The organism is Plantactinospora sp. CA-290183, assembly GCF_050936375.1.
In the GTDB taxonomy this organism is placed as follows: Bacteria; Actinomycetota; Actinomycetes; order Mycobacteriales; family Micromonosporaceae; genus Plantactinospora.
Window position 1 is genome coordinate 16,080 of the sequence record NZ_JBNJMX010000036.1, and the last position, 11,311, is coordinate 27,390.

The 11,311-nt window shown below is 75.4% G+C and carries 9 protein-coding genes; 1 reads left to right on the forward strand and 8 read right to left on the reverse strand.

The window, feature by feature from the left end:
* Window positions 1–120 precede the first annotated feature (120 nt).
* The 8 genes from ACQEUR_RS24360 to ACQEUR_RS24395 form a co-directional block, all read right to left on the reverse strand.
* Window positions 121–1,509 (reverse strand): alkaline phosphatase family protein, encoded by a 1,389-nt coding sequence (locus ACQEUR_RS24360; protein WP_433035416.1) that lies wholly within the window; start codon window positions 1,507–1,509, stop codon window positions 121–123.
* Complete coding sequence (locus ACQEUR_RS24365; RefSeq protein WP_433035419.1) at window positions 1,506–2,249, reverse strand: methyltransferase domain-containing protein; 744 nt, start codon at window positions 2,247–2,249, stop codon at window positions 1,506–1,508. Before ACQEUR_RS24365 ends, ACQEUR_RS24360 begins: the two co-directional genes overlap by 4 nt.
* Window positions 2,250–2,367: 118 nt before the next feature.
* Window positions 2,368–5,754 (reverse strand): error-prone DNA polymerase, encoded by a 3,387-nt coding sequence (locus ACQEUR_RS24370; protein WP_433035422.1) that lies wholly within the window; start codon window positions 5,752–5,754, stop codon window positions 2,368–2,370.
* A gap of 195 nt (window positions 5,755–5,949) precedes the next feature.
* Window positions 5,950–7,581, reverse strand: a complete 1,632-nt coding sequence (locus tag ACQEUR_RS24375) for a DNA polymerase Y family protein (RefSeq protein ID WP_433035425.1) — start codon at window positions 7,579–7,581, stop codon at window positions 5,950–5,952.
* 96 nt (window positions 7,582–7,677) lie between these two features.
* Entirely contained in the window at window positions 7,678–8,418 is a 741-nt protein-coding gene (locus tag ACQEUR_RS24380) for a hypothetical protein (protein WP_433035428.1), read from the reverse strand.
* Between the two features lie 131 nt (window positions 8,419–8,549).
* Window positions 8,550–8,993, reverse strand: coding sequence for an SAV_6107 family HEPN domain-containing protein (locus ACQEUR_RS24385; RefSeq protein ID WP_433035431.1), 444 nt, complete (start codon window positions 8,991–8,993; stop codon window positions 8,550–8,552).
* A 539-nt stretch (window positions 8,994–9,532) separates the two neighbouring features.
* Complete coding sequence (locus ACQEUR_RS24390; RefSeq protein WP_433035435.1) at window positions 9,533–10,225, reverse strand: SGNH/GDSL hydrolase family protein; 693 nt, start codon at window positions 10,223–10,225, stop codon at window positions 9,533–9,535.
* Window positions 10,222–10,452: a hypothetical protein gene (locus tag ACQEUR_RS24395; protein ID WP_433035438.1), complete on the reverse strand. Its 231-nt coding sequence runs from the start codon at window positions 10,450–10,452 to the stop codon at window positions 10,222–10,224. Before ACQEUR_RS24395 ends, ACQEUR_RS24390 begins: the two co-directional genes overlap by 4 nt.
* Before the next feature lie 78 nt (window positions 10,453–10,530).
* On the opposite strand from ACQEUR_RS24395, the gene ACQEUR_RS24400 reads away from it, so the two are divergent.
* Window positions 10,531–11,311: alpha/beta fold hydrolase (locus tag ACQEUR_RS24400; protein ID WP_433035441.1), on the forward strand; the 781-nt coding region annotated here is incomplete at its 3' end.

Here is an 11,311-nt window from a genome sequence, read left to right on the forward strand (position 1 = left end):
TTGGTCACCCCGTGGTCAGGTTTCTGTCGGTCCGCGCCACCCAAACCACCGGGCGATATCGCGCCGGTGGTCCCGGCCAACCGAGAGTCCCGGTCATCGTGCCTTCCCGGTGATCGGAAGCTAACGCACGACCAGCAGCGGAATCGTCATCTCCGTGGAGGTGGAGGATCCGTGCAGGGCCACCAGCCCCGCCTCGATCGGGCTCTCCACCGAGGCGACCACCGCCGAGGTGCCCAGGCAGACCGCCGCCACGTCGCCGATCCGCCGCAGGTGAGCCTCCGGCACCGGCCCGAACCAACCCGCCGCGACCAGCTCGTCCCGGGTGACGACCCGGGCGGCCGTACCCAGCACCTCGGACCAGGTGGCCAGCACGTCGGCGGTCGCGCCGGGCACGGTGTGCAAATAGCGGACCCGGGCCTCGCCGGCCACCACCCGCACCCCGGCCCGCAGCCGAGGATCGGTGTCGAGGTCGAACCGCGCCTCCGGCGGAATGTCGAGCTGCCCGTGGTCGGCGGTGACCAGCAGCGCGGCATCACTCGGCAGCCCGGCGACCAGCCGGTCGACCATGGCGTCCACCACGGCGACCGCGGCACACCAGTCGGCCGAGCCGACGCCGCCGAGGTGGCCGTGCCGGTCCACGTCCGGGTGGTAGCCGTAGACCAGGGTCGGTCCGTCGCCGCTGGTCAGCGCGGCGAGCATCTCCCGGACCAGGGTGTCGGCCTCGGCCGCACCGCGATGGCCGACATCTCCGTAGGCGGCCAGGCTGAGTCCGCTGGTGGCGAACTCCGGCCGGCTCACCACGGTGACCGCGACCCCGGCCGCCCGGGCCCGTTCCAACTGGGTCGGCAGCGGCTGCCAGTGCCGGGGCTCGGGATCGCCGGCCGGGACAGTGCCGGAAGGCCCCGGCGGCTCCCCCGGCGGCCGGTCCGCCGGGCCCGGTACCGCGCCGGGCGGCCGGTCGGGCGCTGCCGGCACGTCGGTGGTGGGCCAGGAGCCGCCCGGCCGGTGCCCACCGACCGGGGAGGCGGGTCCGCCACCCGGGAAGCCCGGCCCGGCCGCCGGCGACCCCGGCCAGTCGATGTGGGTGAGCAGCCGGTCGGTGCCGGGCACGTTCACCCGGAACCCGAGCACGCCGTGCACGCCGGGAGCCGCCCCGGTGCCGAAACTGACCAGGCTGGTCGGGGTGGTGGAGGGGAAACCCGAGGTCAACGGACGCCCGAAGCGGACGGCGAGGTCGGCCAGGGTCGGCGCGTACGGCGCCGCTACCGGGAGTTGGTGCCAGCCGAGCCCGTCGACGAGCAGCACGGCGATCCGGCGTACGCCGGCCAGCGGACCGGTCAGCCCGAGCGGGTCGGCGAGCGCCAGTGGATCGAGGGGCCCCGGCCGACCGGCGCGGGTTGCCGGGGCGGCGGCGGCCGACACGCCCAGCACCGCCAGCGCGCTCGGCAGCACGTCGGAGAGGCTCCCACCGTGGTAGCGCGGCCGGACCTCGTGCAGCGGCCCCATCATCCCGGTCGGCGGGCGAAGAGGTGCAGCTGGGCGGCCACATCCCGGTAGGGCGGCTCGGCGGCGACGGTCAACTCCAGGTCGAGCACCGCCTGCGGATCGGTGTCGGCGGCCACCGCCGGAACGAGGTCGGCGAAGACCCGTACCCCGTGGGTCGCCTCGACCTGGAGCCCGGCGGCGCGCAACAGCGCGGCGGCGGTCTCCGCGTCGTAGCGCCGACGCAGGGTGTCCCGCGGCCCGGCGCGGCCCTCCGGATCGGCGAGCAGGGTGGCGGCCACGTCGAGGTGCCCGTTCATCACCCGGCTGAGTACGGCGGCGACCCGGTTGGCGACGAGCACGCTGGCCGCGCCACCCGGACGCAGCGCGGTGGCGAGCGCCTCGACGACCCGCCCGGGATCGTCGACCACCTCCAGTACCGCGTGGCAGAGCACGAGGTCGGCGGCGGCCGGTTCGACCAGTCCGGCCAGGGCGTCGCCGTCGCCCTGCACCGCGCGTACCCGGTCGGCCACCCCGGCCTCGCTGGCCCGGCGGGTCAGCGCGGCGAGCGCGTCGGGGCTGGCGTCGACGACCGTGACCCGGTGCCCCGCCTCGGCCAGCGGCACCGCGAAGCCGCCGGTGCCGCCGCCGACGTCGAGCACGGTGAGTTGCCGGCCGGCCTGCCGGTCGAGTTCGCGACGCAGCACGGCCCAGACCACGGCGGTACGGGGGCCGCCGCCGGGGACCCGGGTAGGTGTTCGCTCCACCCGGCGAGCCTAGTAGCGCCAGCTCCGCCGGGGGGAGGCGGCCGGTGAGTTAGGAGGGGGCCCTTCTACAACCGAAAGCGATAACGGGGGGCCCTTCCTTACACCTCTTCCTTATACCTCAGCGGAAGTCGCGGGAGGCCGGGCTGACCGGCGGGGTGATCGCGTCGAGCCGGTCCGCGGTCAGGTTGATCACGCCGTCGTACTTCTCCAGGCGCCCGCGCACGATCAGCGCCGCGCTGGTCCGAGCCACCTTCCGGTAGCGCTGCCACAACCCCGGCGAGCAGGTCACGTTGAGCATCCCGGTCTCGTCCTCAAGGTTGAGGAAGGTGACCCCGCCGGCGGTGGCGGGCCGCTGCCGGTGCGTGACGATGCCGCCGACCCGGACCCGCCGCCCGGAGTCGAGCCGGGCCAGCGTGGCGATCCGCACCGCACCGACCGCGTCGAGCTGCTCCCGGACGAACTGGACCGGATGGCTCTCCGGGGAGAGCCCGGTGGCCCACACGTCGGCGACCAGCCGGTCGACCGCCTCCATCCCGGGCAGGGTGGGGGCCGCGGCTCCGGTGACCGTGCCGGGCAGCCGGTCGGGCCGCTCCTGCGCCGCCGCGCCGGCCGCCCAGAGCGCGGCCCGCCGGGTCAGCCCGAAGCAGGCGAAGGCGTCCGCGGTGGCCAGCGCCTCCAGGTGCGCGCTGGTCAGCCCGACCCGGCGGGCCAGGTCCGGCATGTCCCGGTACGGCCCCCGGGCCGTCCGCTCGGCCTCGATCTTCTCCGCCAGGTCGTCACCGATCGTCCGTACGCCGGACAGGCCGAGCCGGACCGCCGGCCCGCCCAGCCCCCACCGGTGCGGCGGCTCGCCCGGCGCGCTGCCCCACCGGGTCTCGGGGGTGGACTCCAGCACCGCCTTGGCGCCGCTGGCGTTGATGTCCGGCCGGCGTACCTCCACCCCGTGCCGGCGTGCGTCGTCGACCAGGGTCTGCGGCGAGTAGAAGCCCATCGGCTGGGCGTTGAGCAGCGCGGCGAGGAACGGCGCCGGGTGGTAACGCTTCAGCCAGGAGCTGGCGTAGACCAGGTAGGCGAAGCTCATCGCGTGGCTCTCCGGGAAACCGAAGCTGGCGAAGGCGGAGAGCTTGAGGTAGACGTCGTCGGCGAGGTCGCCGGTGATGCCGCGCTCGGCCATCCCCGCGTAGAGCCGGTCGCGGATCTGCGCCATCCGCTCGGCGGAGCGCTTCGAGCCCATGGCCCGGCGCAGCTCGTCGGCGCCGCCGGCGTCGAAGCCGGCCAGGTCGATCGCGAGCTGCATCAGCTGCTCCTGGAACAGCGGCACGCCCAGGGTCTTCTCCAGCGCGTTGCGCATCAGCGGGTGCGGGAAGTCGACCGGCTCCAGACCGTTCTTACGCCGGATGTACGGGTGCACCGAACCGCCCTGGATCGGGCCGGGCCGGATCAGCGCCACCTCGACCACCAGGTCGTAGAACTCCCTCGGCTTCAACCGGGGCAGGGTGGCCATCTGGGCCCGGCTCTCCACCTGGAACACCCCGATCGAGTCGGCCCGGCAGAGCATCTCGTAGACCTCGGGGTCGTCCAGGGACATCGAGCTGAGGTCGAGGGTGGACTCGATCATGTCGTACGCGTAGTGCAGCGCGGAGAGCATGCCGAGGCCGAGCAGGTCGAACTTGACCAGCCCGACGCTGGCGCAGTCGTCCTTGTCCCACTGCAGCACGGTGCGGCCGGGCATCCGCCCCCACTCCACCGGGCAGACCTCGATCACCGGCCGGTCGCAGATCACCATCCCGCCGGAGTGGATGCCCAGATGCCGGGGAAACGTCTGCAACTCGTTCGCGTACGCGACCACGTGCTCGGGGATGTCGTCGACGTCCACCGGAGCCACCGCGCTTGTCCGGCCTATGCCTTCCGGCCGGGGGCCCCACCGGTCGATCTGCTTGCTCCAGGCGTCCTGCTGGCCGGGTGAGAAGCCGAACGCCTTGGCGATGTCCCGCACCGCCGAACGCGGCCGGTACGAGATGACGTTGGCCACCTGCGCGGCGTGCTCCCGGCCGTAGGACTCGTAGACGTGCTGGATCACCTCCTCCCGGCGATCGGACTCGATGTCGACGTCGATGTCCGGCGGGCCGTCCCGCTCGGGGGCGAGGAAGCGCTCGAAGAGGAGCTGGTGGCGGACCGCGTCGACGTTGGTGATCCGCAGCGCGTAGCAGACCGCCGAGTTGGCCGCCGAGCCCCGGCCCTGGCAGTAGATGTCCCGCCGCCGGCAGAACGTCACGATGTCGTAGACCACCAGGAAGTAGCCGGGGAAACCCAGCTCGTCGATCATCTTCAGTTCGTGGTCGAGCTGCCGGTACGCCTCCGGGTGCGCCTCGCGCGGGCCGTACCGCTCCAGCGCGCCGTCCATGGTCAGCCGGCGCAGCCAGCTCATCTCGGTGTGCCCGGGCGGCACCGGGTAGGCGGGCAGTTCGGGGGCGACCAGGTTGAGGTCGAAGGCCAGCTCGGCACCGAACTCGGCGGCCCGGGCCACCGCACCCGGGTAGGCGGCGAACCTGGCCGCCATCTCGGTACCGCCGCGCAGGTGGGCGGTTGCCGCGGCCGGCAGCCAGCCGTCGATCTCGTCCAGGCTGCGCCGCGCCCGTACCGCCGCCAGCGCGGTGGCCAGCCGCCGGCGGGACGGGGTGGCGTAGTGCACGTTGTTGGTGGCCACGGTGGGCAGCCCGGCCGCGGCGGCCAGCCCGGCGAGCGCGTCGTTGCGGTCACCGTCGGACGGGTCCCCGTGGTCGGTCAACTCCACCGCCACCGTCTCCGGGCCGAAGAGCGCGGTCAGCCGGTCCAGCTCCCGGGCCGCCGCCTCGACCCCCTCGGTGAGCAGCGCCGCGCTCACCGGCCCCTTCCGGCACCCAGTGAGCACGAGGACGTGGTCCCGCAGTTCCCCGGCGACCTCCTCCAACTCCCCGTAGACCGGGCGCCCCTTCTCCCCGCCGCGCAGCTGGGCCCGGGCGATGGTCCGGCCCAGCCGGGCGTACCCCTCCGGGCCGTGGGCGAGGACCAGCAGGTGCCGGCCGAGCGGGTCCGGTTCGCCGTTCTGCGGGCCGGGCAGCCCCAGCGACAGCTCCGCGCCGAAGATGGTGGGCAGGTGCAGCGCGCGGGCCGCCTCGGCGAACCGCACCACGCCGTAGAACCCGTCGTGGTCGGTCACCGCGAGCGCGGTCAAACCCAGCCGGGCGGCCTCCTCGGCCAGTTCCTCCGGATGGCTGGCCCCGTCGAGAAAGCTGAAGTTGGTGTGCGCGTGCAGCTCCGCGTAGGGCACCGCGCCCTCGACCGGCGCCGGCGGCTCCGGCGGGGCGTACCCGGGGCGCTTGCGGGTCCAGGCCGGGGAGTCGCCGCCGTCGGCGTCGACCGCGAGCGGGTCCACCACGTGCAGGTGCCCGCCGCGCCCGCCCGTCCGGCCGGAGAGCGTGCGCTCCAGCTCCGACCAGGGCATCTTCGGGTTGTGGAAGCTCATCGGCGACCCACCTCGATCGCCGGGGAACGCCAAGGTCGTGTCTCGAAGTCCTGGCCGAGGCGAGCCGAGGTCCAGGCGGCGATCCGGCAAGGCGCGGATCTGCCCGGATACAACACCGGTATCCGGGCAGATCCGCAACGCCGCCGGACGTCGTCTGGGCCCGGCGCAGCCCGGCAGAGGACTTCGAGAAACGGCCTAGTCATAGACCGCCTCCACCGACCAGTGGCCGGCACCGAGGGAGAGCAGCAGCGCCGTACCGTCGGCGAGGCTGACCTGGAAGCGGGCCCGCCGGCGGGCCTCGGCCGGGGCCCACCAGCGCTCGTCCACCGGCCACGGGCCGGCCCAGGCGACGATCTCGGCGGAGCCGGCGGCCGTTCCGGGCCGGTCCGGCCCGCCGGTGGTCGCCGGCCGGTCGGAGCCGGCGGCCCCGGCGGCGCCCGGGGTGCCGATCTCCAGCCGGGCCGGTGGGGCGCTCACCTCCAGCCGGGCGGAGACCCGGACCGGCTCACCGGCGGCGTCGAAGACGGCCGCCGGCAGCGGCGCCGGCAACACCACGGCCGGGGCGGGCGGCGGCAGCCGGCCCGGCCACGGCGGTTCCGCCGACCGGCCGGGGGTCCGCTCGTCGCCCCACGGCACCAGCCGGGCCTGCTCCGCCGGTGAACGTCCACCGCCGAGCACCGCGGTGACCACCGACTCGGGCCCGAGGAGGCCCTGCACCCGGTTCAGCGCCCGGTGCGCCCGTTCCCGTTCCTCCCCCGTCTCGCCCCACAGCCCGGGTTGCAGGCCGACGTGCGCCAGCACCCCCTCGGGGACCAGGCGCAACCGGATGATCCCGGCGGTCGGCCGGGGCGGCCCGGCCCGACCGGCGCCGGGCCGCCGGCTGGTCCCGGAGAGCCACCCTTCGAGCTGCCAGCGCACCCGGTCGGCGATCGCCGCCGCGGTCAACAGCCCGTCGTGCCGCCAGACCCGGTGCAGTTCCTGCCCGTGCGCGGTGACCGCCTCGATGCCGAGCCGGGTGCAGGCCAGGCCGTGCCCGCTGAGCGTGTCGTGCAGCCGCTCGGCGAGTGACCGGGCGGCGAAGGCGGCGGCGTCGACCCGGTCCAGCGGATCGTCGTAGGTCTCGGTCACCGCCAGCTCGGGCGGTGGGCGGCGGACCGCGAGCGGCCGGTGGTCGCGGCCGGCGGCGAGCCGGTGCGCGAGCATCCCGTCGAAGCCGAACCGGGCCAGTACGTCCCCGGCGGGCAGCGCCGCGAAGTCGCCCAGGGTCCGTACGCCCAGCCGGCGCAGCAGGTCGGTCAGCGCCGGCCGGCCGAGGGCCTCGACGGGGAGCCCGGCGAGGAACTCCGGTGCGCCGTCCGGCGGGACGATCCGCCCGGACCGGGCCGCCAGTCCGGCCGCGAAGACCCCGTCGGCGATGCCGATCTGGCTCTCCACCGCGCACGTCTCGGCGATGTGCTCGACGATCCGCTCGGCGGCCCGCTCCTCGCCGCCGAAGTAGCGGGCCGGCCCGCGCGCCGCGACCGCACAGGCACCCGGGCGTACCACGTCGACTCCGGCGACCACCTCCTCGACGGCGGCGACCACCATCTCGAAGGCGCGGGCGTCCCGGCCGGGATCGTGGTCCACGGTGGTCAGCCCGGGGCAGCGGCTCTGCGCCTCCCGCTTGCGCAGCCCCCGGCGCACCCCCTCGGCGCGGGCGGACTCGGAGCACGCGACCACCCGGTTGGCGTGCAGCACCGCGACCGGGCCGGCGGCGGAGACCCCGTCGACGACGTCGGCCGCGACCACCGGCCAGTCGGGGCACCAGACCAGCATGGTCCGTGCCATACACACCTCCCTTGACCAGCGATTACGCTGATCTTAGAACGTGTGTTCGATTCTTGTTGGCCCGACCCCGGCGGCCCTCCGCGCCACCGGTGCGTGTCACGTTCCGACCAGGGTGAGGGAGGTCCGGCGCGCGGCGGACCTCCCCGGGGTCGACCCGGTCGGGACGGCGGTCGGGACGGGTCCCCGGCCGGGCCGGTCACCCGGCATCCAGACCCGGACCTCCTTGGGTCGCGCCGCCGCGCCACGGCCACGGGCGGAGATCGTCACCTCCCGGCGACGCAGCCGGCCCCGGCCCTGGCCCAGCCCCTCCCACGTCCCGCGCAGCACCTGGAGCGTGACGTCGGCACCGGCCCACCGGCCGTACGGGACGAGCACACTGCCGCGCTGCCGGGCCCGGGCGGCCAGTCGACTGGCGACCGAGGCGGAGACCGTCCCGGGCACGGCGGTGACCACGAGGTCGACCCCGTCGATCAGGGCGGCGACCACGGTCGCCCATTCCGGTCCGGGGTGGGGCACGAGGGCGAGCCGGTCCAGCGCGATGCCGAGGTCGGCGGCGGCGACCGCGCCGAGAGTGGGCACCCCGACCACCGCGCACCACGACCCGGTGCGGGAGGCCTCGGCGAGCAGCGCCAGCATCAGGGAGGTGCCGCCGTTGTGCGCCGGATGCCCGATCCCGACCGCGACCGTGCTGCCCCGGCGGAGCCCCCGGTTGGGCAGCAGCCCGGCCAGCTCCGGCAGGACCGGCAACGTCCGGTACGCGCCCACCGGATCCGGGTCGCTCGCCGGTCGGACCAACCCGGCCAGCGCGGCGGAACCGGCCGCCATCCGCCCCGCCATCTCGTCCCGCCCCCCGTTGTTCCCGCCGCCCGGCCGGTCCCTTCCCGTGCCCCGGTCAGGCGGGTGATGCCGTACCGATCAGGCGGACCGCCGCCGCGCGGTCGAGCCTCGACGCTCCGCGTCCCGCCGCCTCAGGCGGCCATTCCGTCGAGTACGGGTTGGTGGGCCACGCCGAGCGCCACCTCGATCACCGCGACGAACTGCTCGGCGGCGCGCAGCAGGTCGTCGGCCTCCCGGGCGCTCACCACCCGGGGAATCCCGGCCTCGGCGGCGGCCCGCTTGGTGGCGCCGGTGGCAAAGAAGTTGGCCCACTCCCCCAGCTCCGGGGCGACGACCACCAGCAGGGCCCAGACACTGGTGACACGGTTGCGGCGGGTCGGCGCGGGACGGGCCCGGGCGGCGAGCATCGCCGCGGCGGCCCGGAGCGCGGCCAGGTGCGCCGCCGCGTACCGCAGGCCGTCGGGACGGGTCTCGGCGGCCTCGGCCAGGCCCATCCGGGCGATGGCCAGCAGTTGGGCGGGGGTGCGGTGTGGGAGTACGTGCGACGGCACCATCGGCGCCTGGCTGGTCGGCATGGGACTGTCTCCTCCGCGTCACCCAGGTGGTCACCCAGTGGGGGCGCGTCGCCGGTGCCGGATGGCCCACGGCGACACGCCGGATCGAGATGGTCCGATGCGGAGGAAGACGCATCGGTGGGTAGCCGGCCGGATGTGGACGCTTCCCCACACCACACCCGGCCGGCTGCACCGGCGGGTTCGTCGCCCGCCGCCCGGGGGTCGTGGGCGGCGGGCGACGATCCTGCCTGACGGGCCCGGACTCGCGAGATCCGGCGACCCAGGTGCGGTTCGCGAAACCGCACCTCCGGGGGCCACGCCGCGAACGCCGCCCCCGGCGTCCTGTCGAGCGTCGATCGGCACGTCGGCCGGCGCCGTCTTGGCTCGGCGCCGATCGACTCGGCACTGGCCGACCCGACACCGACATCCAATCGAACACTCGTTCTAACTACTGGAGAGAGTACACCTCGGGACCGACAAAAACGCAAGCACGACCAGCACCGGCGCCGGCCGTTCCGCAGCCCCGCCGGAGCCTCCGCGCCGGCCCGATCGGCGGTGGCTCAGTGCGTGAGTTCGTCCGCGACGGCCCGGGCCCAGCGGCGGTATCCGGAGGCCGAGGGGTGGAAGCGGTCCCCGGCGAAGAAGTCCGGACCCGGGAGCACGGCGATGCTGATCCACGTCGTCCGCGCCCGCCCGGCACACACCCGCCGGGAGACCTCGTCGAACGCGGCCGCGCGCTCCCCGAGGTAGCGACCCAGCGCGGCCGGCAGAGCGGGGACGTACGCGAACGGCGGCACCCCGCTCACCACGACGCGCCCGGCACGACCGGCGAGTTCGTCGAGGATGGCGACGAGATTGTCCCGCCAGTGTTCCGGGGTGCGGCCGGTCAGCACGTCGTTGGCGCCCGCCAGGAGCACGGCCACGTCCAGGTCCCCGCCGAGCCGGGGCAGCAGCCGGTGGCGGATCCGGCTGGAGGTGGCACCGAACTGCCCGACCGCCTCCCAGCCAACGGGCCGGCCGGTCCGCGCGGCGAGTTCTCGGGCCAGGCAGCCCGAGAACCCCTCGTCGTGGGTGTCGACCCCGCAGCCGGCCGCGGTCGACTCACCCAGGATGCCGACCCGCACGGGGGGACCGGACGGGTCGCCCACCGTCCCGCCGGTCGGCCCGGCGGCCGGGGCGGCCAACTCCAGCGTGGAACGCAGCCACATCCCCTGCGCGAGGACGATCGGCAGCAGCAGCGGGTTCGTCCTCATCCCGCCGCACCCCGCAGGCGCCGGGCCAGCGGGGCGACAGTCCGGTGGACCAGCACCCCGAGGCCGGCGTTGGCGACGGCGAGCCCCGACCCGACCACCAGCCCCCACTCCAGGCCCGACGCACCGGTGCCGAGCAGCAGGGCGGGCCAGCCGAGAGCGGCGGCCACCAGGACGACTCGCCACCAGTGGCCCAGGACCGCCCCGAGCAGGATCAGTGTGGGGATCACGCTGCGCTCCCTCCGTGAAGTGGTGATGCTCACCGCTATGACCGACCGGTCGGTCTGTCAACGGGCATACTGAGCGGCATGGCGGAAGAGGACGAACTGCCGACCGCGCTGGGGCCGGTGAGCTACACCGTCGTCGGGCGGGGGCCGGCGGTGCTGCTGCTGCACGGCAATCCGGGCGACGCCCGGGACTGGGACGGGGTCGTCGGCGGCCTGGCCCAGCGGCGCACCGTGATCCGGCTGGACTGGCCCGGCTACGGTCGCTCACCCGGCCCGTGCGACGGCACGACCGTCGGCGCGCCGGGCCTCGCCGGGATCCTCGACGAGGCGCTGGACGGGCTGGACCGGGCAGCCGGCGGACGCCTCGGACCGGTGGTGCTGATCGGGCACAGCGTCGGCGGCTACGCGGCGGTCCGCCAGGCGGTGTCCCGACCGGAGCGGGTCGCCGCGCTGGTGCTGGTGGCTCCCGGCGGATTCACCCGGTTCTCCCTGATCACCCGGTCGTTCGTGCGGCTCATGGGCTCGGTGGGTGCGGCCCGCCGGCTCGTCCGCCCGCTCGCGGCGGCGTACACGGTGCGCCGTACCCCGGTCAGCCGGGCGGCGCTGCGTAGAGTCCGGTTGATGCGAGGCATTCCGGCTCGGCTGGCCGTGCACAGCGCGGTGTGGCGCTCGTTCCTCGATCCCGCGCACGACCTGCGCCGGTTCGCACCCGCGATCGCCGTTCCCGTGCTACTGACCTGGGGCCGGCTCGACCCGGTGGTGCCGTGGCCGACAGACGCGCGGCGCGCCGCGCGCCTGCTGCCGGGGGCCCGGATGGTCCGGTTCTGGTCGGGGCACCTGCCGCACGCCGAGGTGCCGCAGC

What these genes read in the sequence shown, in the direction of transcription:
- ACQEUR_RS24360 (WP_433035416.1), bottom strand. Translation starts at nt 1,509, where the DNA reads ATGATGGGGCCGCTGCACGAGGTCCGGCCGCGCTACCACGGTGGGAGC.
- ACQEUR_RS24370 (WP_433035422.1), bottom strand. Translation starts at nt 5,754, where the DNA reads ATGAGCTTCCACAACCCGAAGATGCCCTGGTCGGAGCTGGAGCGCACG.
- ACQEUR_RS24375 (WP_433035425.1), bottom strand. Translation starts at nt 7,581, where the DNA reads ATGGCACGGACCATGCTGGTCTGGTGCCCCGACTGGCCGGTGGTCGCG.
- ACQEUR_RS24380 (WP_433035428.1), bottom strand. Translation starts at nt 8,418, where the DNA reads ATGGCGGGGCGGATGGCGGCCGGTTCCGCCGCGCTGGCCGGGTTGGTC.
- ACQEUR_RS24385 (WP_433035431.1), bottom strand. Translation starts at nt 8,993, where the DNA reads ATGCCGACCAGCCAGGCGCCGATGGTGCCGTCGCACGTACTCCCACAC.
- ACQEUR_RS24390 (WP_433035435.1), bottom strand. Translation starts at nt 10,225, where the DNA reads ATGAGGACGAACCCGCTGCTGCTGCCGATCGTCCTCGCGCAGGGGATG.